Genomic DNA, 22,274 nt, shown 5'->3' with positions numbered 1-22,274 from the left:
GGGGGCGAGGGGAGCTTGGGGTCGCGCTATCGCCAGAAAACCATCTTCAAGGTTTGTAGCAGTCTGGGAAGCGCCTATCGGCGCTTCTTCGCCTTGGACTCGTAAGGATTATCGCCCGCGCGGAAATGCATGCGAATCGGCACGCCCGGCAGATCGAAATCGTTGCGCAGGCCGTTGATCAGGTAGCGCACGTAGGATTCCGGCAGCGCGTCGGGACGCGTGCAGGAAATCATGAAGCCCGGCGGACGTGCCTTGACCTGCGTCATGTACTTGAGCTTCAGGCGGCGACCGGACACGGCCGGTGGCGGATGCTGAACCGTCTGCGATTCCAGCCAACGGTTGAGCCGCGCGGTGGAGATGCGGCGGTTCCAGGTCTTGTCCGTCTCGATGATGGCCTGCATCAGTCGGTCGAGACCGTAACCGGTGTGGCCGGAAATCGGCACGGCGCGGATGCCGCGCGCCTGCGGCAGGAGCCTCTCGGTCTTTTCGCGAAGGTCGGCGAGCACCGCCTGCCAGTCCTCGACCAGATCCCACTTGTTGAAGGCGAGCACCGCCGCGCGGCCCTCACGCAAGACGAGATCGACGATCTGCAGGTCCTGCTTCTCGAAGGGAATGGTCGCGTCGAAGACGATGACAACCGTTTCGGCAAAGCGGATCGCGCGCAGCGCGTCGGCGACCGAGAGCTTCTCCAGCTTCTCCTGTACCTTCGCCTTGCGGCGCATGCCGGCGGTGTCGAACATCTTGATGGTACGGCCGCGCCAGTCCCATTCGACCGAGATGGAATCGCGTGTAATGCCAGCTTCCGGCCCGGTCAAAAGTCGGTCTTCGCCGAGGAAGCGGTTGATCAGCGTCGACTTGCCGGCGTTCGGGCGGCCGACGATCGCCACGCGCAATGGCTTGGTCTCGTCATAGGCTGTCTCCGCCTCTTCCTCTTCGCCCTCTTCGTCTTTGAACGTCGGGCGCAGATCGATATCGGTCTCGGCCACGTCGTCTTCCGGCGGATAGGCCCGCTCTTCGCCGATCGCAGCGACGATCGCGTCGCGCAGGTCCAGCATGCCCTGGCCGTGTTCGGCCGAGATCGGGCAAGGTTCGCCAAGGCCGAGCGTAAACGCATCGTAGAAGCCGCCATCGGAGCCGCGCGCCTCGGACTTATTGGCCACCAGCACCACCGGCTTGCCGCGCCGGCGCAGCATTTCGGCCAAGGTTTCGTCGGCCGGCGTCAGGCCGCCCTTGGCGTCGACCAGGAACAGCGAAAGATCCGCCTCGTCGATCGCGGCTTCCGTCTGCGCCCACATGCGACCCTGCAGCGTGTCGGGCCCCGATTGCTCGAGACCGGCCGTGTCGATGATGCGGAAGCGCAGGTCGATCAGCTTTGCCTCGCCCGGACGACGGTCGCGGGTGACGCCCGGCGTATCGTCGACGAGCGCCAGCTTCTTGCCGACCAGGCGATTGAACAAGGTGGACTTGCCGACATTGGGACGCCCGACGATGGCGACGGTGAAGCTCATGGATCTATCCGTTTCCGCTTGGAGCGCGGCAGCCGATGGGCGGGGCCGCGCTCGTAATTTCGTTCTCTGCCGCATTCAGGCGGCTCGCGAGCGTTCCTCTGGGGAACTGCTCTTGTTCACGCTGTCCCCGAACGCAAAACCGCTGCGCACTTTTGCTGGAACTGCCTGTCTGTCTTTCGCAGTCCCGGACGCAAAACCGCTACGCACTTTTGCTGGAACTGCTTTAAATGCTTTAGCGCACAACCCCAAGATCGAGATCGATTTTGGGGTCATGCGCTGATTCGAAAGGGTCGTGCACCCTGTGCCCATCCACGTGGAATGGGTGGAAACCTTAGGCCTTGCCGCTGGCCGTGATCACGTCGAGCAGCATCTGGGCGCGACCGGTGATGTTGCGCGGGCTCTGCGTGTCGTCGACGATCTGCTGGAACCAGGTCTTCGCCTTGGCGTAGTCGCCGGCCTTGTAGGCCGAGAGACCAAGCGCTTCGCGCGCCGAGTGGCGCATGTTGTTCTGCGGCGTCGCAAGCTGCTCGACTTCAGCCGAAACCTGATCGTAGCTGCCGGTATCGACGAGCAGATAGGCCGCACGCAGTCGCGCCGCTTCCTGAATGGCAGCCGGAACGCTGCCGTCCTTGCCGATGGCGGAGAATGCCTTCACCGCCGCATCGGTGTCGCCCTTCTGGGCCTGAAGCGTCGCCGCGCGCAGACGAGCCAGCACCGGATAGGCGCCGTAGCCGTCTTTCTCAAGCGCGTTCAAGGCAGCGAGCGCCTCGTCCGTCTTGTTTTCCTTCGCCAGATTGAGCGCCTGCAGGAAGGCGTCGCCCGACTTCGAGGAGGCCCCCTCCTGCCAGTACTCGAACCCGACCTTGCCGATAGTGCCGAGAACGATAAGCACGGCGATCGCCGCGATGAGACCGCCGAAACGAGCCCAGATGCTCTTCATCTGGTCGGAACGCAGTTCCTCATTGACCTCGCGGATAAAGCTGTCGTCTTGGTTCGCCATCTACTGCCCCGGCCTTGCCTGCCCACTGGTACGCCATTCCGACCGTCATCGACGGGAACAGCGCACAATCTCAAACTGTTCGAGCATGCACGACGCGTTCTAGCGCACGCATCGCGCTCTCATGGATTTTGCGCCTTCTACCCGATTTTGCGGCGCTTGTAAGGGGGCCGACGTTATTTAGAGCGCCTAGGGTCGACACGAAGTCACCTCCGTCGCTCTAAATTTTTTGTTACACGCAAGTCGGGACGCAAAACCGCTGCGCACTTTTGCTGGAATTGCCTTAGCCCATCACCACCGGGGCAACCCCGATCAACCACTCGTGAAGCTTCCAGACGAAGAGCCCGTAGGCGACGAGACCGATGACGATGGCCAGCACGTCGTTCGTCGATGACTTGAACACCGGCAGCACGCGCTCCCCTGCCCGCTCGCGACGCTTCAGCGAGATGCGCAGGATCACCGCCCAGGCGAGAAACGATCCGAAAAGCAGGACCGAGGATGTCTCGCCGTTCGCCAGCAGGTGCGCCAAAGCCCAGGTCTTGATCGACAGGATCTGCGGATGCTTGACCGCCACCGCAATGCGGCCCGCCGGCAGGAAGCCTGCAGCAAGGAAGACGAAGGCGAAGAGCATCAGGAGCAGCGCTATGTGGCGCAGGAACACCGGCGGATTGTAGAGCATGCCCGTTTCGCCGCGCGCCTGGCCGAAACCATAGATGATCAGACAGAGGCCGATGAGGCTGAGGATCGCATAGATCCCCATCCAGGTGCCCTTACCGCGACTCTCGATGATGCCGGCGCGAAAGCCGGGCGCAACCACGCGGATGAGATGCATGCCGAGAAAGATGATGATGCCGAGAACGAGTATCGCCATGGGGCCACCGCTTTGTTCGAGATATCGGAGATAGCGTCGCGTGCCGAATCTGGCGCGCTTGAGTCGCTGTAGCTCTTTGATTTTCTATGCCATTCGCCCTTGGACTGATTCCAGTCCAGGTTGCTATGGAGTAGCCTTGATGGCGTCTTTTTTCCAGCCCGATCAAAGGATTGCCGCAATTTCGAACCATCTGCGACAAAAATTCATCGCTGCAGTTGATCATGATCCGAACATTTCTCGCCTTTTCCCTTGCCCTGGTTCCGGCGCTTGCGCGGGCCGAACCGGCGACGCCGGCCACCGTCCCCGCCGCTGACCGGCAGCTGGTCATCGTCTCCTTCGACGGTGCGCATGACAACGCGCTTTGGGAAAAGAGCCTGGCGATGGCCAAGCGCACCGGCGCGCATTTCACCTATTTCCTGTCCTGCACCTTCCTGATGACCAGGGCCGACGGCAAGGAGATCTACAGGCCGCCGGGCCAGAAGCCCGGCCGCTCCAATGTCGGCTTCGCCCAGAGCCGCGAGGAGATTGCAGCACGCGCCGGCCATATCTGGCAGGCCCATCTTGATGGTCACGACATCGCCAGCCACGCCTGCGGTCATTTCGACGGCAAGGGCTGGAGCAAGGCCGATTGGCAGAGCGAATTCTCGACTTTCAATGCGGCGCTCAGCGACGCCTGGAAGAAAGCCGGCAAGCCTGAGGCGGAACCGGCCGGCTGGGCGGAGTTCGCTAAGACCGGCGTCAAAGGCTTCCGTGCCCCCTATCTATCGCTAAGCGACGGCCTGCTGCCGGCGCTGAAGGCGGACAACTTCACCTATGACGCAAGCCTGGTGACCAAGGGTCCGGGCTGGCCGGCAACGAAGGACGGGCTGCCGCGCTTCGGCCTGCCGCTGATCCCCGAGGGACCGTCGCAGCGCCCTGTCATCGGCATGGACTACAATCTCTTCGTCCGCCACTCGATGGGTGTCGAGAACAAGAAGGACAGCGCCCGCTTCGAGGCGCGCACCTACGAGGCCTACCGGAAAGCCTTCGACCGCGAATATGGCGGCGACCGCATTCCCCTGCAGCTCGGCTTCCACTTCGTCGAGATGAACGGCGGCGCCTATTGGCGTGCGCTCGATCGACTGCTCTCGGAAGTCTGCGGAAAACCCGACGTCGCCTGTGTCAGCTATGCCCAGGCGTTGCCTGTCATCGAGCAGGCAAAAAAGAAGGCGGGTCGCTCCGCCTTCTGATTGTCGTAGAGAGCGCCGGCCTTAGGCCGGCTGCGCATCTTCTGCAGCGCCGCGCTCCAGATAGCGCTGGTCAATTTCCGGCAGCGGTTCGTCGGAGATTGCCGCCTCAAAGGCTCTCAGGCGCTTGTGGATCGACAGCAGCTCGATGATCGTCGACCAGTAATTCACCAGATATTGGAACGAGTTGCTGACTTCGCCGAAGGCCGTGGCGATCTGCTGCCAGATACCCATCGTGATCTTCCCGGCGACGAATGTCGGGATCAGGATGAAGTTCAGGAAAATCGCATCGAGCTGGCCATAGGAATAGCGCGCGATGTTGAAATATAGATAGTGCCAGTACATGCGGAAGTAGTTTCGGCGAACGTTGCCGAAAAGCTCCCTCACCGTGACCGGTTGCGCGCGATCCTCATTGTCCTCGCCGTAGACCAGTTCCTTGCGGTAGGCCGCCTCAACGCGCTGGTTCTTGAAGTTCAGCCCCGGCAGCTTGATACCGGCGAGCGCCAGCAGCGCCGTGCCGAACACCGACCACACGATCGCCAGCCAGAAGAGCGCGTGCGGGACTGCGCCGATGATCGGAAGGTCGGAGACGTGCTGCGACATGTTGAACAGCAAAGGCAGGAACACCACCAGCGTCATCACCGAATTGATCAAGGTAACGCCGAGCCCTTCGAGAATATTGGCGAAGCGCATCGTGTCTTCCTGCACACGCTGCGACGCCCCCTCGATGTGGCGCAGCTTGTCCCACTTCGACATGTAGAAATCGTTCATGGCGGTGCGCCAACGGAACACATAGTGGTTGGTGAAGAACGCGGTGACGACGTTCAACGTGACGCCGACGAAACCGATTTCAAGGAAGCGCAGTTGCAGCGTGTAGAACTGAGTGGTGGTAATGCCGGGCTTTCCGGCAAGCGCATCCTGCAAGAGATCGAAGAACGGACCACGCCAATTGTTGAGCGCCACTGACGCCTGCACAGCGAAGTAAGCGATGAAGATGATAAAGGCCGAGCCCCAGATCGACCAGTTCGCCCAGGGGTGATCCTTGGCGATGATCTTCCAGGCACCGCCGAATATCGCCACGAAGATGGTGAAGTAGAGATAGAACCAGAGATTGTCCGGGGTGAAGAAGTACGCAAGGCCGATCGGTGGCTTTTCGCCCGGGGCCAGTGGCGGCAGGCCAACCGCGGCGCCGATTTGCGGGCCGACCGTGTACCAGACGAGAATGCAGATAATCGACCAGAGGGCACCGGAGGTGAAGAACAGCTTCGGCTTCGGAAAGAAGGAATGGAACAAAGGGTCTACTCACGTTTCGGTAAGGCGATGTGTCACCGCTCGAAGCGCCGAAACTAGGGCAAAGCGCCGTCGTCAACAATCGGATAATATAAACGTTACTGTTTTTTCATCCGGGCAAACCACGGCGAACAAGACCTTTTTCCGCCACAGCGCATGGCACCCGTCAGCCGCTTAGCGCCGCAGAAATCCGCTTTAGTTCAGCAAGGATGACGCCGCCGCAGAGGAAGAGCACGGCTGCCGCAATCAAGGTTGGCGCGGAAAAGCTGCCGGTGCGTTCCGCCAGCCAACCGGCGACCAGGGGACCGATAATCTGACCGATTCCGAAGGCGGCGGTCATCAGCGCAAGCGCCTTGCGCGGGCTTTCCGGCGCGAGCTGCCGGCCGATCTGCAGCCCGTAAGCCGTGATCATCATGAAGGTGGCACCGAGCATCAGGCCGCCGGCAACCGGCGCATAGGGCAAGGGCAGGCTGACCGTCAGAACCAAGCCGACCGCCTCGACCAGAAGGCCGATTGCGTAAACACCGGCAAGGCCGAAGCGCGGGACGGCAAAGCGCCAGAGATAGACGGACAGTGCGGCGGCAAGGCCCGTCAGCAGCCAGGCGAGAAACTCGATGCCGTGGCCGCCACTCGGGTCACGCGCCATGGCGACGAGGAAGGTGGCAGTGATCACGTAACCGAAGCCGAAGAGTGCGTAGGTGAACGTCACCACCGTAAACGGTCGCGTCCAGCGTAGCGGCTTCTCGCGCACCGTGCCCGCACCGGACGAAGGAACGCCGGGAAGAAGTGCGGCGACGACAATGGTCCCGATCAATCCAACCAGAGCCCCGGTGAACCAGTCGCCCATGGAGGTCGTCAGGCCGGCATGACCCGCAAGTGGGTTTGCCCAGACGCAGAGCGACGAAAATGCGATGCCAAGGCCCACGCCACCGAAATGGACGGCCGGCACATGCTCCGACCGCGCGAGCAGGCCATGGCCAAGCACGATGCCGGAGATGAAGATCATGGCAAAGGCGCTGGCAAGGCCGGCTACGAACCGGATCAGCGCCAGCGCGGCGACAGAGGACGACAGCCCCATGGCCGCCAGCAGAGCCGTCGTGGCGATGAGCGATAGAAGACCGATCCGGCGCTCGTGCCCGTGCGCCCAGCCATAGGCGGCGAGAATGGCACCGGCGAGATAGCCGACGAAATTGGCCGAGGCGATGAGGCCGGCATCGCCAGGCGAGAGACCAAGATCCGTCATCATCGCCGGCAGGATCGGCGTATAGGAGAAACGACCGAAGCCCATGGCGACGGCCATGGCAATGGCGCCGGCGGTTGCCGTGGCGGAGATATTGGCCTGAAGCGGTCTGTCGAGCGTGGTCATGCCCTTTTATTGCACCGCAACACGACGCGCCACAAACGACAATAATTGAAGGACCTATTGAAGAAATCGAACGATCGCCGATTTCAATGGGTTAGAGGAGCGATGACGGCCGCGGCCCGCAATCGCATCCCTGATCTAGCCCGGCAGCGTCACCACCAACGGCCCGCCGCGCGTGACGACGACGGTGTGCTCGTATTGCACCGTTGGCGCCCTTGGATCGCTGTAGAGCGTCCAATCGTCGTTGCCGCCTTCGGCCCATTGCGCGCCCATCGACAGGAAAGGTTCGACGGTGAAGACCATGCCGTCCGTCATCCGGCGCCGTTCGCGCGGATCTGGCCAAGTGGCGATCTCGGTCGGCTCCTCGTGCAGCGAGCGGCCGATGCCGTGGCTGGCGAGGTTGGTGACGAGCGAATAGCGGTTCTTGCGGGCGAAGTCGCCGATCGCGTTGCCGATGGCCGCCAGCGGCTGGTCGGGACGCACCTGCTTGAGGCCCACCCACATCGCCCGCTTGCCGTCGCGGCAAAGCCGGTCGATCGCGGCCGTGACCGGTGGCACCGGGAACGAGGCGCCGGTATCGGCGAAGATGCCGTCCTTCTCGGCCGAGACGTCGATATTGACGAGGTCGCCCGCCTGGATCACCCGGCTGCCGGGAATGCCGTGGGCGATTTCCTCGTTGACGCTGATGCAGGTGGCGCCGGGAAACTTGTAGCAGAGCTCGGGCGCCGAGCGCGCGCCGGCCTCTTCCAGCACCTTGCGGCCGATCGCGTCCAGTTCCGCCGTGGTGATGCCGGGCTCCAGCGCCTCGCCCATCGCCTGCAAGGCATTGGCGCAGATGCGGCCGATTTCCTTCAGCCGCAGCAGATCTTCTTCGTTGTTGAGGGTCATCCGTGTCTCGCTTTCGCGCTCACATGTAGCGTGTCGCTATACGTTATGCCAGCGCCGAACGGGACGGTCGGCAATCGAACACTGAACCCGGCGTTTGAGGTCAGACGGCGGCCCGTGCCGCCGCCTTCTCTTCCGCCAGCGCCGTGCGCACCAGCGGCGCCACCCTGGTGCCGTAGAGCTCGATGCCGCGCATGATCTGGTCATGCGGCATCGGCCCGATCGCCATCTGCAGCAGGAAACGATCGTTGCGGAACAGCTTCCAGTTCTCGACGATCTTTTCCGCCACCGTCTCCGGGTCGCCAAGGAAGAGGTTCCCGTTCGGGCTGCGTGCCTGGTCGAAATGCGCCCGGTTGGTCGGTCCCCAGCCGCGCTCGCGGCCGATGCGGTTCATCACCTCTGCCTGCGGTCCGTAGAACTGGTCTGCGGCGAGGTCCGTCGTGTCGGCAATGAAGCCGTGCACGTTGATGCTGGTTTTCAGCTTGGTCGCATCCTGGCCGGCCCGGCGCGCGGCCTCGCGGTAGAGATCGAAGAGCGGCGCAAAACGGCGCGGCTCGCCGCCGATGATGGCGAGCGCCACCGGCAAGCCGAGTGCTCCTGCCCGCGCCACCGATTGCGGCGTGCCGCCAACGGCGATCCAGAGCGGCAGCACCTCCTGCAGCGGCCGCGGATAGACGCCGCGATCATGGATCGCCGGCCGCATCTCGCCCGACCAGGTGACCTTCTCGCTGTCGCGCAGCGCCATCAGCAGATCGAGCTTCTCGGCAAAGAGCTGGTCGTAATCGTCGAGAGACTGACCGAAGAGCGGGAAGGATTCGATGAAGGAGCCGCGACCGGCCATGATCTCGGCGCGGCCATTGGAGATCAGATCCAGCGTCGAAAACTGCTGGAAGACGCGCACCGGATCGTCCGAGCTCAGCACCGTCACGGCGCTGGTCAGCCGGATGTTTTTCGTCTTTGCGGCGGCAGCGGCCAGAATGACCGAGGGTACCGAGGCCGCATAGTCAGGGCGGTGATGCTCGCCAAGACCGAAAACGTCGAGGCCGACCTGATCGGCAAGCTCGATCTCTTCGAGAAGGTTCTTGAGGCGCCGCTGCCCCTCTTTGCCCTTGTCTGCCGCATTCGGATCGACATCCGCAAATGTATAAAGCCCGAGTTCCATGATGCCCGTCCTATTTCTGTTGTGACAACAGATAGTTGCCGCGCGCGTGGGCAGCAAATGCTCATCCGGGAAACGCTGTGTTTCCCGGATGAGCATGAATGGAGCCTGTGTCGGATGATTGGCAGGAACCGGATGATGCGGGCGAAAACCGCCCAGTCCTGGTTCTCAGCTCAGCGTGCGCTTGACGGCGTTGCGCCAGCCCCTGAGCTTGGCCTTTCGCGTCTTCTCGTCCATGGCCGGCTCGAAGCGATGGTCACGCGCCCAGGACTGGGCGAACGCCTCCTGCTTCGGCCAGACGCCAGCACGGCTGCCGGCAAGCCAGGCGACGCCGAGCGCGGTGGTCTCGAGAATGACGGGCCGGTCGACCGGCGCGTCGAGCAGATCGGACAGCCGCTGCATCGTCCAGTCGGAGGCGACCATGCCGCCATCGACGCGCAGCACCGTTTCCTTGCCGTTGTTGCGCCAGTCCTTGTGCATCGCCTCGAGCAGGTCGCGCGTCTGGTAGCAGACGGCTTCGAGCGCGGCGCGGGCAAACTCGGCGGGGCCGGTGTTGCGGGTCATGCCGAAGATCGCGCCGCGCGCATCCGGATCCCAGTGCGGCGCGCCAAGCCCTGTGAAGGCCGGCACCAGGTAGACTTCCTGCGTCGGATCGGCGCTCTCGGCGAGCGTCCCGGTATCGGGTGCCGCCTTGATCACCTTCAGGCCGTCGCGCAGCCATTGCACGGCAGCACCGGCAACGAAGATCGAACCTTCCAGCGCATAGGTCGTTTCGCCGTCGAGCCTATAGGCAATGGTGGTGAGCAGCCGGTTCTTCGACCGCACCATGTCCTTGCCGGTGTTGAGCAGCGCGAAGCAGCCGGTGCCATAGGTGGATTTCAGCATGCCCGGCTTGAAGCAGGCCTGGCCGATCGTCGCCGCCTGCTGGTCGCCGGCAACGCCAAGGATCGGGATGGCGGCGCCGAAGATTGCCGGGTCGGTGACGCCGAAATCGGCGGCGCAGTCCTTGACCTCCGGCAGCATGGCGCGCGGCACTTTCAGGATCTTCAGCAGTTCGTCGTCCCAGGCATTCTCCGAGATGTTGTAGAGGAGCGTGCGCGAGGCGTTGGTGGCATCGGTCACGAAGGACTTGCCGCCGGTCAGCCGCCAGATGAGAAAGGTGTCGATCGTGCCGAAGCAGAGCTCACCCTTGGAAGCGCGCGCCTGGGCCCTGTCGACGTTGGTGAGCAGCCAGTTGAGCTTGGTGCCGGAGAAATAGGGATCGAGCAGCAGGCCGGTCTTCCTGGTGAAGGTCTTTTCCAGCCCCTGCTTCTTCAGCCTGTCGCAATAGGACGCAGTGCGGCGGTCCTGCCAGACGATGGCATTGTGGATCGGATTGCCGGTTTCGCGATCCCATACGACGACCGTCTCGCGCTGATTGGTGATGCCGATGCCGTCAAGGTCGCCGGCGGTGATGCCCGCCTTGGCGATCGCTTCCTGGACCGTCGAAAGGACCGTCTGCCAGATTTCCTCAGGATCGTGCTCGACCCAGCCGGATTTGGGGAAGTGCTGCTTGAATTCCTTCTGGCTGGCGCCAGCGATCTGCTGCTGACCGTCGAAGACGATCGCCCGGCTTGAGGTCGTACCCTGATCGATCGCGAGAATATATCCGCCCATATGCCCCTCCCCGGCCACACGCATGTTTATTCACCCGTCCTCAAGGGCGGGATCTCATTTCGAAAACTTCAATACGATGGCAAAACGAATGTCAAACGAAAACAAAACGCAACCGATCGGCTTCGCTGGCCCCCGCAGCAACTCTGCGGCCCGGAGCTTAAAAACACAATTGTCAGTGCGCCCGTTTTACGCGTAGGCTGGCGCTGTTGCGCCGCAACAAAGCAGCCCGTAGCGCCACGAAGGGAGAGAGCAACAATGACGAAAACAGCGGTCATCACCGGTTCGACGAGCGGAATCGGGCTTGCGATCGCCAAGGCTTTCGCCAAGGGCGGTGCCAACATCGTGCTGAACGGCTTCGGCAGCCCGGATGAGATCAGACAAGCGACGGACGACGTCAGCGCGCTGACGAGCGGAACGGTGCTTTATCACGGCGCCGACATGACGAAACCCGCCGAGATCGCCGATCTGATCGTGACAGCAACCGAGCGCTTCGGCAGCGTCGATATCCTCGTCAACAATGCCGGCATCCAATATGTCGAGAAGGTCGAGGATTTTCCGGTCGAGCAATGGGATCGTATTATCGCGATCAACCTCTCCTCCTCCTTCCACACGATCCGCGCCGCCATTCCCGGCATGAAGGCGAAGGGCTGGGGCCGCATCATCAACATCGCTTCCGCCCATGGCCTCGTCGCTTCGCCATTCAAGGCGGCCTATGTCGCCGCCAAGCACGGCGTCCTCGGCCTGACCAAGACCGTCGCTCTCGAAGTCGCCGAAAACGGTATCACCGCAAATTCGATCTGCCCGGGCTACGTGCTGACGCCGCTCGTCGAAAAGCAGATCCCCGATCAGGCACGCACCCGCGGCATCACCGAACAGCAGGTCATCAACGACGTGATGCTGAAGGGCCAGCCGACCAAGAAGTTCATCACCGTCGAACAGGTGGCAGCGCTTGCCGTCTATCTCGCCGGCGACGATGCCGCCCAGATCACCGGCACGCATGTGTCGATGGACGGCGGCTGGACGGCACAGTAGCCACACGCACGGACACAGCCAAAAATTTCCACGGCCCTTTGCTTTTCTGCATAACCACCTAAGATCAAAGTGATTTCAGGCAATATGCAGCAGCAGGGAATGAGTGGCATGCCCCAGCCAAACGGAAGCATCAGCTTCATCCTCAACGATCGCGAGGTCGCGCTTTCCGACATCGCACCGGCCGCGACCCTGCTCGATTACCTGAGGTTGGAGCGTCGGTTGACCGGCACCAAGGAAGGTTGTGCGGAGGGCGACTGCGGCGCTTGCACCGTGCTCGTCGGAAGGCTTGCCGGCGACAGGCTCGTCTATGAAGCCGTCAACGCGTGCATCCGTTTCCTCGGCTCGCTGCAGGCAACCCATGTCGTCACCGTCGAGCATCTTGCCGGCCAGGACGGGACGCTGCATCCGGTGCAGCAGGCGATGGTCGATTTCCACGGATCGCAATGCGGCTTCTGCACGCCCGGCTTCGTCATGTCGCTCTATGGCCTGTGGCTCGCAAACGACGATCCCAGCCGCGCTGATATCGAAAAGGCGCTGCAGGGCAACCTCTGTCGTTGCACCGGCTATGAGCCGATCGTGCGCGCCGCGGAAGCGGCGGCAAAGGCGCGCGCCTCCGAAATCTTCGACCCGATCACGCGAGAACGCGAAACGATCACCGCCCGGCTGAAGGCACTGGCGCCGACCGAGACGATCACCATTCGCCAGGGCGACACCTGTCTGATCGTGCCTGCGGACGGCGACGGCCTGGCGACAGCGCTTGCCGACAATCCGGGGGCGACCGTGGTTGGCGGTTCCACCGATGTCGGCCTCTGGGTGACCAAGCAGATGCGGCCGATCAACCCGGCCATCTTCATCAACGGCATTGCCGAGTTGCAGCGCATCGAGGAGACGGAGCCGGGTCTGACGATCGGTGCCGGCGTTAGCTACACGATGGCCTATGCCGCGCTTGGCAAAGCCTTTCCCGGCCTCGGCCCGCTGATCGACCGGATCGGCGGCGAGCAGGTGCGCAACATGGGCACGATCGGCGGCAACATCGCCAACGGCTCGCCGATCGGCGACAGCCCGCCGCCCCTGATCGTGCTCGACGCCACCGTGACGCTGCGCTCGACGGAGGGTCGCCGGACGCTGCCGCTCGAAGAATTCTTCATCGCCTATGGCAAACAGGACCGTAAGCCGGGCGAATTCGTCGAAAGCATCTTCGTGCCAAGTCTTCCGGCCGGCGATCTCTTTGCCGCCTACAAGATCTCAAAACGCCGCGATGAGGACATTTCCGCCCTGCTCGGCGCCTTCCGCCTGTCGGTAGACGGCGGAGTGGTCCGCTCCGCCCGCATCGCCTTCGGCGGCATGGCCGGCACGCCGAAGCGCGCCACGAATGTGGAAACGGCGCTGATCGGCAAGCCCTGGACCGAGGAGACGGTTCGCGCAGCACAAGTCGCCTTCGAGACCGACTACCAGCCGCTCACCGACTGGCGGGCGACAAGCGACTACCGCATGCTAGCGGCGAAAAACCTCTTGATGCGTTTCTTCCTGGAAAGCGGTGGCGAGCCCGCGCAACTGGTGCGCTACGCCGCGGGAGACAGATGATCATGGACAAGTCCACCTTCGAGGAACGCAAGGCAATCCGGGGCGAGATGCACGCGGCGCAGCGCCACGACAGCGCCCACAAGCATGTCGCCGGCACCGCCGACTATATCGACGACATGCCGGAACCCGTGGGCACGTTGCATGGCGCACTCGGCATGACCGACCGGGCGCACGCGGAGATCACCGCGATGGACCTCTCGGCCGTCGCCGCCGTACCCGGCGTCGTCTGCGTGCTCACCGCCAGGGACATGCCGCATTCCAACGACATCAGCCCGAGCCACCTGCATGACGAGCCAGTGCTTGCCGATGGTCTCGTGCAGTTTCATGGGCAACCCGCCTTTGCGGTGATCGCCGAGACCCGCGACATCGCCCGCCGGGCCGCACGGCTGGCGAATATCACCTATCGCGACCTTCCGCATTTCACCGACATCCTCGACTCGGTCGCCCATGGCGGCGAGCTGGTCACCCAGCCGCTGACCCTGCAGCGCGGCGACGCCGAGGCGGAGCTGGAAAAGGCCCCACGCCGGCTCAAAGGGCAAATGCGCATCGGCGGCCAGGAGCACTTCTACCTCGAAGGCCATATCGCGCTCGCCATTCCCGGCGAGGACGACGAGGTCACCGTCTGGTCCTCGACCCAGCATCCGAGCGAGATCCAGCACATGGTCTCGCATGTGCTCGGCGTGCCCTCAAATGCGGTGACGGTGAACGTCCGCCGCATGGGCGGCGGCTTCGGAGGCAAGGAAACGCAAGGGAATCAGTTCGCAGCGCTTGCGGCGGTTGCGGCGAAGAAGCTCAACCGCGCCGTGAAATTCCGCCCGGACCGGGACGAGGATATGACGGCAACCGGCAAGCGCCATGACTTCCTCGTCGACTACGACGTCGGTTACGACGACGACGGCCGCATCCATGCGGTTCATGCCAACTATGCGGCGCGCTGTGGCTTTTCGTCGGACCTCTCCGGCCCCGTCACCGACCGGGCACTCTTCCATGCCGACAGCTCCTATTTCTACCCACATGTGAAGCTCACCTCGCAGCCGCTGAAGACCAACACGGTCTCGAACACCGCCTATCGCGGTTTCGGCGGGCCTCAAGGCATGCTCGGCGGCGAACGCATCCTCGAGGAAATCGCCTACCAGCTCGGCAAGGATCCGCTCGAAATCCGCAAGCTGAACTTCTATGGCGAGAGCGGCTCGGGCCGGGACGTCACGCCCTACCACCAGAAGGTCGAAGACAACATCATTGCCCGCATCGTCGCCGAGCTTGAGGAGAGCGCCGACTATCAGGCACGCCGTCAGGCAATCCTCGACTTCAACAAGACGAGCCGCATCATCCGCAAGGGCATCGCGCTAACGCCAGTGAAGTTCGGCATCTCCTTCACCATGACCGCCTTCAATCAGGCGGGGGCTCTGGTGCACATCTACCAGGACGGCTCGATCCACCTGAACCATGGCGGCACCGAAATGGGCCAGGGCCTCTACATCAAGGTGGCGCAGGTGATCGCCGACAGTTTCCAGGTCGACCTCGACCGGGTGCGCATCACCGCGACAACCACCGGCAAGGTGCCGAACACCTCTGCGACCGCCGCCTCCTCGGGCTCGGACTTGAACGGCATGGCGGCTCATGACGCCGCGCGCCAGATCAAGGAGCGGCTGGTCGCCTTCGCCTGCGAGCGCTGGCAGACGACGCCTGATCATGTCAGCTTCGTGCCCAACCATGTGAAGATCGGTGAAGAGCTGGTGCCTTTCCCCGAATTCATCAAGCAGGCCTATATGGGCCGCATCCAGCTGTCGGCGGCCGGCTATTACAAGACGCCGAAGATCCACTGGGACCGTGCCAGCGGCCGCGGCACACCCTTCTACTATTTCGCCTATGGCGCTTCGGTTTCGGAAGTGTCTGTCGATACGCTGACCGGCGAATACATGGTCGACCGTGTCGACTTGCTGCACGATGTCGGCCGTTCGTTGAACCCGGCGATCGACATCGGCCAGATCGAGGGCGGCTTCGTGCAAGGGATGGGCTGGCTAACGACGGAGGAACTGTGGTGGGACGACAAGGGCCGGCTTCGCACCCACGCCCCCTCCACCTACAAGATCCCGCTCGCTTCCGACCGGCCGAAGATCTTCAATGTGAAGCTCGCCGAATGGTCGAGCAATACCGAGAAGACCATCGGCCGCTCCAAGGCGGTAGGAGAGCCGCCCTTCATGCTGCCGATCTCGGTTCTGGAGGCGCTTTCCATGGCAGTCGCCAGTGTCGCGGATTATCGCGAGTGCCCGCGGCTCGATGCCCCGGCAACACCGGAGCGTGTGCTGATGGCCGTCGAGCGTCTGCGAGATCGCTGACGGCCATCAAGATTTGCCTCAAATCCGCGGCAACTCATTGATGCTGAGCAGGCGACGGGCGTTGGCCATCGCCTCCTCGTCGTCGCTATGCGGGCTATGGACATCCATGAAACCCATATCTCTCTTCATGTGGTCGGAGAGAGCGTTGACATCCAGCATCGGCTTGGGGGCAACGAGGCCGCCGAACAGGGCAGCCGTGAGCCGTATGACCGGCTCGATTGAAAGAAATGGTTTTCTTTCAGTACGTTCGAATGTGTCGCAACTCATTTCAGCACCTGTTCGTCTTGGGAAGTTGACTTGGAGGATGCCGTGGAGGAGGATCGAAATCCAATCGAACATCCGTCTGCATGCATCAAGAGAACTTATCCATGAAGATGTCGAAGCAGTTTCCGCTGAATGCGCTGCGGGTCTTCGAAGCGGTCGCCAGGCTCGGCAGTTTCACCAAGGCCGGCGAAGAACTGGGCATGACCCAGACCGCCGTCAGCTACCAGATCAAGTTGATCGAGGAGAATGTCGGCGAACCGCTTTTCCTGCGGCGCCCGCGTCAGATCTCGCTGACCGACGTCGGCCAGCGGCTGGCACCGCGTGTGACCGAAGCCTTCGAGATGCTGCAGGAAGCCGTCTCCAATGCCCGCGGCGATATCGACAGCGCGCTCCTCATCAGTTCGACCCCGACCTTCGCCTCGCAATGGCTTGCCCGCAACATCGGCAGCTTCCAGCTTGCCCATCCCAACATCGCCGTGCGGCTGACGACGAGCGACTCGCTCACCGATTTTAGCCGCGAGCCCGCGGACCTCGCGATCCGCTCCGGCGGGGGCGTCTGGCCCGGCCTCGACACCCATCCGCTCATGCGCGTCGAGTTCAGCCCGATGCTGAGCCCGGCGCTCGCCGAGACCATCGGCGGCGTACACGAACCACGTGACCTCTTGAAGCTTCGCATCATCGATGCCGGCGATCCCTGGTGGCCGATGTGGTTCAAGGCGGCCGGGGTCGACGATCCCGATCTCGAGGGACGGCCGCACAGCCGGCTTGGCGCACAGACCTTCGAGGCACGCGCAGCCGTCGCCGGCCAGGGTGTCGCCATCCTGACGCCGGAATTTTACCCCGACGACGTGGCGCTCGGCCGGCTCTACCAGCCGTTCGATCTGCGCTGCAGCGACGGCTGCGACTACTGGCTTGCCTATCCGCACGCGCGCCGCAACACGCCCAAGATCCGGATTTTCCGCGACTGGATCCTCGGCGAGCTTTGTCCGCCGAGCTTCCTGCACGCAAATAGCGCTTGACGAGAGCCCTGCCCCCTTTTCCCCTCCGTCGTTTTTGCGCAAGGTGCAGCGATAGAGACAAAAGGGGATCTGAATGTACGAGTTCGCCATTGCCTGGGAATGGCTGGCCTTTGCCGTCCGCTGGCTGCACGTGATCACGGCCATCGCCTGGATCGGCTCATCCTTCTATTTCATCGCGCTCGACCTCGGCCTCACGAAGCGCGACCACCTGCCGGTCGGCGCCTATGGCGAGGAGTGGCAGGTGCATGGCGGCGGCTTCTACCACATCCAGAAATACCTGGTGGCGCCGGCCTCGATGCCTGAGCATCTCACCTGGTTCAAATGGGAATCCTACATGACGTGGCTCTCGGGCTTCGCCATGCTCTGTCTCGTCTATTACGGCGGCGCCGATCTTTTCCTGATCGACCGCCATGTGCTTGATATCTCCGCAACCACAGCGATCCTGATCTCGCTTGCCTCGCTCGGCATCGGCTGGATCTTCTACGATCTGCTCTGCAAGTCGCCGATCGGGGGCAACACCTGGGGGCTGATGGCGCTGCTCTATGTGGCGCTCGTCGTCATGGCCTGGGGCTACACCCAGGTCTTCACCGGCCGCGCCGCCTTCCTGCATCTTGGCGCGTTTACCGCGACGATCATGTCGGCCAACGTCTTCTTCATCATCATCCCCAACCAGAAGATCGTCGTCGCTGACCTCATAGCCGGGCGCACGCCGGACCCGAAGCTCGGCGCCCAGGCGAAACAGCGCTCGCTCCACAACAACTATCTGACGCTGCCGGTCATCTTCTTCATGCTGTCGAACCACTATCCGCTGGCCTTCGCGACGGCTTTCAACTGGATCATCGCCGCACTCGTCTTCCTGATGGGCGTCACCATTCGCCACTGGTTCAACACCACCCATGCCCGCAAGGGCAAGCCAACCTGGACCTGGCTCGTCACGGCGCTTCTCTTCATCCTGATCATGTGGCTTTCGACCGTGCCGAAGGTGCTGACCGGCGGCGAGAAGGCCGAGGTCGCACCGGTCTTTTCGCGCTTCGCCGCGAACGCGCACTTCCCCGCCGTCAAGGACACGGTCTCGACCCGTTGTTCCATGTGCCATGCGGCCGAGCCGGTTTATGAGGGCATCACCCAGGCGCCGAAGGGCGTTGTGCTGGAAAGCGACGCGGAGATTGCCGCACATGCCCGCGAAATCTATATCCAGGCCGGGCGCAGCCATGCGATGCCGCCCGGAAATGTAACGGACATGACGACGGACGAGCGCCAGTTGCTGACAGCCTGGTTCGAAAGTGCCGTCGAGGAAGGCAAGACACAATGACCACCACCCTCATCCGCGGCCGACTGCTGAGCTTCCACCGCGCGCCAACGTCGATCGACGACAGCGCCGCCTATGGCTATGAGAGCGACGGCGCACTTCTGGTCGAGGGTGGCCAGATCCTTGCGAGTGGCGCTTACGCCGCGGTGAAGGCAGACGCTCCTGAAGGTGTGGCGGAAATCGATCATCGCCCGCACCTGATCGTGCCCGGCTTCATCGACACGCACCTGCATTTCCCGCAGATGCAGGTGATGGCCTCCTATGCCGCCAACCTGCTCGAATGGCTGAACACCTACACCTTCCCGGAGGAGTGCCGTTTCGTCGAAACCGCCCATGCCGAGCGGATTGCGAAGCGCTTCTTCGACGAGATGGTCCGCCATGGCACGACGACGGCGACGGCCTATTGCTCGGTGCACAAGGCGTCCGCCGACGCTTTCTTCGCCGAGGCGCTGCGCCGCGACATGCGCATGGTCGCCGGCAAGGTGATGATGGACCGCAACGCCCCGCAAGGCCTGCTCGACACGCCGCAGATGGGCTACGACGAAACCCGCGCGGTGATCCGCGAATGGCACGGCAAGGGCCGCAACCACGTGGCGATCACGCCGCGCTTCGCCATCACTTCGACGCCGGAGCAGATGGACGTTGCCAAGTCGCTCGTACGCGAGTTTCCCGACCTGCACGTACAGACCCATCTGTCGGAAAATCGCGACGAGATCACCTTCACCTGCGAGCTCTATCCGGAAGCCAAGGACTATACCGACGTCTACGCCCGCTACGGCCTGCTCGGGCCGAAAAGCCTGTTCGGCCACTGCATCCATCTGTCCGAGCGCGAGGCGGATGTCATGAGCGAGACCGGCTCGGTCGCCGTCTTCTGCCCGACCTCCAACCTCTTCCTCGGCTCCGGCCTCTTTCCGCTGCGGGCGCTTACCCGCAGGGACAAGCCGGTGCGCGCCTCGGTCGCCTCCGATATCGGCGGCGGCACCAGCTATTCCATGCTGAAGACGCTCGATGAGGCCTACAAGATCCTGCAGTTGCAGGGCGAGCGGCTGAACCCCTTCGACAGCTTCTTCATGATGACCCGCGGCAATGCCGAGGCGCTCTCGCTCGTCGACAGGATCGGCACGCTCGAAGCCGGAACCGATGCCGACTTCATCGTGCTCGACACGGCGGCGACGCCGGCAATGGCGCTTCGGGCCGAAGTGGTCAATTCGCTCGCCGACGAACTCTTCCTGCTGCAGACCATGGGCGACGACCGCGCGATCGTCGAAACCTATGTCGCCGGCAAGCCGGCGAAATCGGCACTCGCCGCCGCGTGACCGCGCAAATCCAGAGAGGTCAAAAAAATTGACCTCTCTGCGTTCTGGCTATTAACAAGCCTCCGGCAAACATGGTAATGGCTCGTTCAATCTCCGTTGGACGAAGGCCGTTTTCATGACGCAAATCCTCGAAATTAGCGATCTCAAGGCGCTCGCCAAACGTCGCGTGCCGAAGCTCTTCTTCGACTACGCCGACAGCGGCGCCTGGACCGAAGGCACCTATCGCGCCAATGAGGAGGATTTCGCCAAGGTCAAGTTGCGCCAGCGGGTGCTGGTCGACATGACCGACCGGTCGCTCGAAACGACGATGATCGGTCAAAAGGTTTCGATGCCGGTGGCGCTTGCCCCAACCGGCCTCACCGGCATGCAACACGCCGATGGCGAGATGCTGGCGGCCCAGGCCGCCGAAGCCTTTGGTGTCCCCTTCACGCTCTCGACCATGAGCATCTGCTCGATCGAGGACGTCGCCTCGGTCACCACCAAGCCCTTCTGGTTCCAGCTTTACGTCATGCGCGAGCGCGAATTCGTGCTGAACCTTATCGACCGCGCCAAGGCGGCGAAGTGCTCGGCGCTGGTGCTGACGCTCGACCTGCAGATCCTCGGCCAGCGTCACAAGGACCTGCGCAACGGCCTCTCCGCGCCGCCGAAGATGACGCCGAAGCATCTCTGGCAGATGGCGACGCGCCCCGGCTGGTGCATGAAGATGCTCGGCACCAAGCGCCGCACCTTCCGCAACATCGTCGGCCACGCAAAGAGCGTTACCGATCTTTCTTCGCTCGGCGCCTGGACGGCGGAACAGTTCGACCCGCAGCTTTCGTGGAAGGACGTCGAGTGGATCAAGGAGCGTTGGGGCGGACCGCTGATCCTCAAGGGCATTCTCGATCCCGAAGACGCCAAGATGGCGGCGGCGACCGGTGCCGATGCGATTATCGTCTCCAACCATGGCGGCCGCCAGCTCGACGGCGCCCACTCCTCCATCAGCATGCTGCCGCGCATCGTCGATGCGGTTGGCCACCAGATCGAAGTGCATCTCGACGGCGGCATCCGCTCCGGCCAGGATGTGCTGAAGGCCGTCGCCATGGGCGCCAAGGGCACCTATATCGGCCGCCCCTTCCTCTATGGCCTCGGCGCCATGGGCAAGGACGGGGTGACCAAGGCGTTGGAAATCATCCGCAAGGAGATGGACATCACCATGGCGCTCTGCGGCAAACGCAACATCAACGACGTCGACCGCAGCATCCTGGCGGAATAGGCCACGGCATCAGCCACTCCCGCCCTCATTCCTGTGCTTGTCACAGGAATCTCTAGCAGTTCCGATGGAACTGCGGGACCAGCCCAAGTCCTTGGGCTGAAAGGTCTTTTGACCCGACAGACTTCGGGTCGCTGGATCCCCGCCACAAGGGCGAGGATGAGGGAGCTTGGAGTGACCCTTTCGGCAAAACGCGAAGCGAGCGCAAGACCCCTTACGCCTCAGCTCCCCCGATAGGTCGAGTACCCATAGGGCGAAAGCAGCAGCGGCACGTGATAGTGGCTCGCCGGATCGGCGATGCCGAAGCGCAATGGGATGCGGTCGAGGAAGGCCGGTTCCGGCAGCGTCGCGCCTGACCGGCGCAGATAGTCGCCGGCATAAAAGACCAGCTCGTAATTGCCGACCATGAAGCCGACGCCTTCGACCATCGGCCCGTCGACGCGCCCGTCGCTGTTGGTATGAACGGTGCGGATCAACTGCCGCTCCTCGCCTTCGAGCCAGTAGAGATCGATGCGCAGCCCCTCGGCCGGCTTGCCGAGCGCGGTGTCGAGAACGTGGGTCGTCAGTCTGCCGGTGCTGCTCATCCTATCCTCTCATTCATCAGTTGGCACGGGATGGGCGCGGAAGACCGCACACGATTTCCTCATACCGCCAGATTGGGGCTCTCAATGACGAAGGGCTCGTCGTAGAAGTATTCCTCAAGATTGTTGCCCGGCCCATCGCGATCGACGATCAGGAAATCGCTGACGGCGCCGATCGACATCAGCGGGTGATGCCAGACGTTGCGGCCGTAATTGACTCCTTGCTTGCCGCTCGCTTGGAATACCCGCGGCGTGCCCGGACGCCCGTCCTCGTCTTCGGCGACGACGACGAGCCAGGGGCGATCGTCGAGCGGTGAAAAGCTCTGGCTGCCGAGAGGGTGGCGCTCCATCATCGTCACCGCATAGGGAAAAGCGCGGGGCTGACCGCGGAAGATGTTGATGATGACATTGGCGCCGTCGCCGATCACATCGGCGCGCGCCAGCCCGTGGAAACGTTCCGTGTTGCCGCCGTTGATGTAGCGCATCGTCGCCGGATCGGCTTCGATGATGGTTCCGAAGGGTGCAAAGGCGTCGCGCGTCAGCGGTTCGATCGTAAGCAGGCGCGACATCAGGCGTTAACCTCCTGCATTGGCGCGCGTGCGAAGTCCGGTTCGATGGCCTCCCCC

20 protein-coding genes are annotated in these 22,274 nt (G+C 62.9%); 9 read left to right on the top strand and 11 right to left on the bottom strand.

Features of this window, described 5'->3' with window-relative positions; genetic code table 11:
• Nucleotides 1-74: 74 nt before the first annotated feature.
• Nucleotides 75-1,508 carry a ribosome biogenesis GTPase Der gene (der, locus tag ACTJKM_RS19225; RefSeq protein WP_057253007.1) on the bottom strand — a complete coding sequence of 478 codons (1,434 nt, stop codon included), beginning with the start codon at nt 1,506-1,508 and terminating at the stop codon, nt 75-77.
• On the opposite strand from der, the gene ACTJKM_RS19220 reads away from it, so the two are divergent.
• Entirely contained in the window at nt 1,489-1,788 is a 300-nt protein-coding gene (locus tag ACTJKM_RS19220) for a hypothetical protein (RefSeq protein ID WP_156436816.1), read from the top strand. The genes der and ACTJKM_RS19220 overlap by 20 nt on opposite strands.
• Nucleotides 1,789-1,839: 51 nt before the next feature.
• Here ACTJKM_RS19220 and ACTJKM_RS19215 read toward each other — a convergent pair whose 3' ends face one another.
• A complete protein-coding gene (locus ACTJKM_RS19215; protein ID WP_057253003.1) occupies nt 1,840-2,508 on the bottom strand; it encodes a tetratricopeptide repeat protein in 669 nt (222 codons plus the stop codon).
• A gap of 280 nt (nt 2,509-2,788) precedes the next feature.
• The gene (locus ACTJKM_RS19210; RefSeq protein ID WP_058321172.1) at nt 2,789-3,376 is read right to left on the bottom strand and encodes an NnrU family protein; all 588 of its coding nucleotides are present in this window, start codon (nt 3,374-3,376) and stop codon (nt 2,789-2,791) included.
• A gap of 221 nt (nt 3,377-3,597) precedes the next feature.
• On the opposite strand from ACTJKM_RS19210, the gene ACTJKM_RS19205 reads away from it, so the two are divergent.
• Entirely contained in the window at nt 3,598-4,605 is a 1,008-nt protein-coding gene (locus ACTJKM_RS19205; RefSeq protein ID WP_082663451.1) for a polysaccharide deacetylase family protein, read from the top strand.
• A 21-nt stretch (nt 4,606-4,626) separates the two neighbouring features.
• On the opposite strand, the gene sbmA is transcribed toward ACTJKM_RS19205, so the two are convergent.
• From sbmA to glpK, 5 genes are all read right to left on the bottom strand, one after another.
• Nucleotides 4,627-5,895, bottom strand: a complete 1,269-nt coding sequence (gene sbmA, locus ACTJKM_RS19200; protein ID WP_058321173.1) for a peptide antibiotic transporter SbmA — start codon at nt 5,893-5,895, stop codon at nt 4,627-4,629.
• Nucleotides 5,896-6,058: 163 nt separating this feature from the next.
• On the bottom strand, nt 6,059-7,258 hold the full coding sequence (locus tag ACTJKM_RS19195; RefSeq protein ID WP_197423418.1) for an MFS transporter: 1,200 nt from the start codon (nt 7,256-7,258) through the stop codon (nt 6,059-6,061).
• Nucleotides 7,259-7,393: 135 nt separating this feature from the next.
• Complete coding sequence (gene map / locus ACTJKM_RS19190) at nt 7,394-8,143, bottom strand: type I methionyl aminopeptidase (protein ID WP_057252997.1); 750 nt, start codon at nt 8,141-8,143, stop codon at nt 7,394-7,396.
• A 100-nt stretch (nt 8,144-8,243) separates the two neighbouring features.
• Nucleotides 8,244-9,302 carry an LLM class flavin-dependent oxidoreductase gene (locus ACTJKM_RS19185; protein WP_057252995.1) on the bottom strand — a complete coding sequence of 353 codons (1,059 nt, stop codon included), beginning with the start codon at nt 9,300-9,302 and terminating at the stop codon, nt 8,244-8,246.
• 165 nt (nt 9,303-9,467) lie between these two features.
• A complete protein-coding gene (gene glpK, locus ACTJKM_RS19180) occupies nt 9,468-10,955 on the bottom strand; it encodes a glycerol kinase GlpK (RefSeq protein WP_057252993.1) in 1,488 nt (495 codons plus the stop codon).
• A gap of 255 nt (nt 10,956-11,210) precedes the next feature.
• Here glpK and ACTJKM_RS19175 point away from each other — a divergent pair, with 255 nt between their 5' ends.
• The 3 genes from ACTJKM_RS19175 to xdhB all read left to right on the top strand — a co-directional run bounded on the left by ACTJKM_RS19175 (nt 11,211) and on the right by xdhB (nt 15,910).
• Nucleotides 11,211-11,987 carry a 3-hydroxybutyrate dehydrogenase gene (locus ACTJKM_RS19175; protein WP_058326518.1) on the top strand — a complete coding sequence of 259 codons (777 nt, stop codon included), beginning with the start codon at nt 11,211-11,213 and terminating at the stop codon, nt 11,985-11,987.
• A 108-nt stretch (nt 11,988-12,095) separates the two neighbouring features.
• Nucleotides 12,096-13,571 carry a xanthine dehydrogenase small subunit gene (gene xdhA, locus ACTJKM_RS19170; protein WP_440637823.1) on the top strand — a complete coding sequence of 492 codons (1,476 nt, stop codon included), beginning with the start codon at nt 12,096-12,098 and terminating at the stop codon, nt 13,569-13,571.
• Nucleotides 13,572-13,573: 2 nt separating this feature from the next.
• Complete coding sequence (xdhB, locus tag ACTJKM_RS19165; RefSeq protein ID WP_058326567.1) at nt 13,574-15,910, top strand: xanthine dehydrogenase molybdopterin binding subunit; 2,337 nt, start codon at nt 13,574-13,576, stop codon at nt 15,908-15,910.
• An 18-nt stretch (nt 15,911-15,928) separates the two neighbouring features.
• On the opposite strand, the gene ACTJKM_RS19160 is transcribed toward xdhB, so the two are convergent.
• The gene (locus ACTJKM_RS19160) at nt 15,929-16,249 is read right to left on the bottom strand and encodes a hypothetical protein (RefSeq protein WP_058321176.1); all 321 of its coding nucleotides are present in this window, start codon (nt 16,247-16,249) and stop codon (nt 15,929-15,931) included.
• A gap of 29 nt (nt 16,250-16,278) precedes the next feature.
• Between ACTJKM_RS19160 and ACTJKM_RS19155 the strand changes: the two genes are divergently transcribed.
• From ACTJKM_RS19155 to ACTJKM_RS19140, 4 genes are all read left to right on the top strand, one after another.
• Nucleotides 16,279-17,193, top strand: a complete 915-nt coding sequence (locus tag ACTJKM_RS19155; RefSeq protein WP_057252987.1) for a LysR substrate-binding domain-containing protein — start codon at nt 16,279-16,281, stop codon at nt 17,191-17,193.
• Between the two features lie 73 nt (nt 17,194-17,266).
• Complete coding sequence (puuD, locus tag ACTJKM_RS19150; protein ID WP_057252985.1) at nt 17,267-18,505, top strand: urate hydroxylase PuuD; 1,239 nt, start codon at nt 17,267-17,269, stop codon at nt 18,503-18,505.
• Entirely contained in the window at nt 18,502-19,818 is a 1,317-nt protein-coding gene (gene guaD, locus ACTJKM_RS19145) for a guanine deaminase (protein WP_058326517.1), read from the top strand. Before puuD ends, guaD begins: the two co-directional genes overlap by 4 nt.
• Nucleotides 19,819-19,933: 115 nt before the next feature.
• Nucleotides 19,934-21,070, top strand: a complete 1,137-nt coding sequence (locus ACTJKM_RS19140) for an alpha-hydroxy acid oxidase (RefSeq protein ID WP_057252982.1) — start codon at nt 19,934-19,936, stop codon at nt 21,068-21,070.
• Nucleotides 21,071-21,288: 218 nt separating this feature from the next.
• Here the strand turns inward: ACTJKM_RS19140 and uraH are convergent, their stop codons facing one another.
• Complete coding sequence (gene uraH / locus ACTJKM_RS19135; RefSeq protein WP_058321179.1) at nt 21,289-21,651, bottom strand: hydroxyisourate hydrolase; 363 nt, start codon at nt 21,649-21,651, stop codon at nt 21,289-21,291.
• Between the two features lie 59 nt (nt 21,652-21,710).
• Nucleotides 21,711-22,217 carry an ureidoglycolate lyase gene (locus tag ACTJKM_RS19130; protein ID WP_058326516.1) on the bottom strand — a complete coding sequence of 169 codons (507 nt, stop codon included), beginning with the start codon at nt 22,215-22,217 and terminating at the stop codon, nt 21,711-21,713.
• Nucleotides 22,218-22,274 lie beyond the last annotated feature (57 nt).

Source organism: Ensifer sp. 22460 (genome assembly GCF_052044935.1).
Classification (GTDB): Bacteria; Pseudomonadota; Alphaproteobacteria; order Rhizobiales; family Rhizobiaceae; genus Ensifer.
Note: the sequence above shows the minus strand (reverse complement) of the source record. Positions and strands in the feature narration are given on the sequence as shown.

Bases quoted from the DNA above. Each gene is read 5' to 3' on its own strand.
- ACTJKM_RS19215 (WP_057253003.1), bottom strand. From the start codon at position 2,508: ATGGCGAACCAAGACGACAGCTTTATCCGCGAGGTCAATGAGGAACTG.
- ACTJKM_RS19175 (WP_058326518.1), top strand. From the start codon at position 11,211: ATGACGAAAACAGCGGTCATCACCGGTTCGACGAGCGGAATCGGGCTT.
- der (WP_057253007.1), bottom strand. From the start codon at position 1,508: ATGAGCTTCACCGTCGCCATCGTCGGGCGTCCCAATGTCGGCAAGTCC.
- xdhA (WP_440637823.1), top strand. From the start codon at position 12,096: ATGCCCCAGCCAAACGGAAGCATCAGCTTCATCCTCAACGATCGCGAG.
- guaD (WP_058326517.1), top strand. From the start codon at position 18,502: ATGACCACCACCCTCATCCGCGGCCGACTGCTGAGCTTCCACCGCGCG.
- ACTJKM_RS19155 (WP_057252987.1), top strand. From the start codon at position 16,279: ATGAAGATGTCGAAGCAGTTTCCGCTGAATGCGCTGCGGGTCTTCGAA.
- ACTJKM_RS19195 (WP_197423418.1), bottom strand. From the start codon at position 7,258: ATGACCACGCTCGACAGACCGCTTCAGGCCAATATCTCCGCCACGGCA.
- map (WP_057252997.1), bottom strand. From the start codon at position 8,143: ATGACCCTCAACAACGAAGAAGATCTGCTGCGGCTGAAGGAAATCGGC.
- xdhB (WP_058326567.1), top strand. From the start codon at position 13,574: ATGGACAAGTCCACCTTCGAGGAACGCAAGGCAATCCGGGGCGAGATG.
- ACTJKM_RS19130 (WP_058326516.1), bottom strand. From the start codon at position 22,217: ATGTCGCGCCTGCTTACGATCGAACCGCTGACGCGCGACGCCTTTGCA.
- ACTJKM_RS19140 (WP_057252982.1), top strand. From the start codon at position 19,934: ATGACGCAAATCCTCGAAATTAGCGATCTCAAGGCGCTCGCCAAACGT.
- ACTJKM_RS19185 (WP_057252995.1), bottom strand. From the start codon at position 9,302: ATGGAACTCGGGCTTTATACATTTGCGGATGTCGATCCGAATGCGGCA.
- ACTJKM_RS19210 (WP_058321172.1), bottom strand. From the start codon at position 3,376: ATGGCGATACTCGTTCTCGGCATCATCATCTTTCTCGGCATGCATCTC.
- uraH (WP_058321179.1), bottom strand. From the start codon at position 21,651: ATGAGCAGCACCGGCAGACTGACGACCCACGTTCTCGACACCGCGCTC.
- puuD (WP_057252985.1), top strand. From the start codon at position 17,267: ATGTACGAGTTCGCCATTGCCTGGGAATGGCTGGCCTTTGCCGTCCGC.
- ACTJKM_RS19220 (WP_156436816.1), top strand. From the start codon at position 1,489: ATGGCGACGGTGAAGCTCATGGATCTATCCGTTTCCGCTTGGAGCGCG.
- ACTJKM_RS19160 (WP_058321176.1), bottom strand. From the start codon at position 16,249: ATGTTCGATTGGATTTCGATCCTCCTCCACGGCATCCTCCAAGTCAAC.
- ACTJKM_RS19205 (WP_082663451.1), top strand. From the start codon at position 3,598: ATGATCCGAACATTTCTCGCCTTTTCCCTTGCCCTGGTTCCGGCGCTT.
- glpK (WP_057252993.1), bottom strand. From the start codon at position 10,955: ATGGGCGGATATATTCTCGCGATCGATCAGGGTACGACCTCAAGCCGG.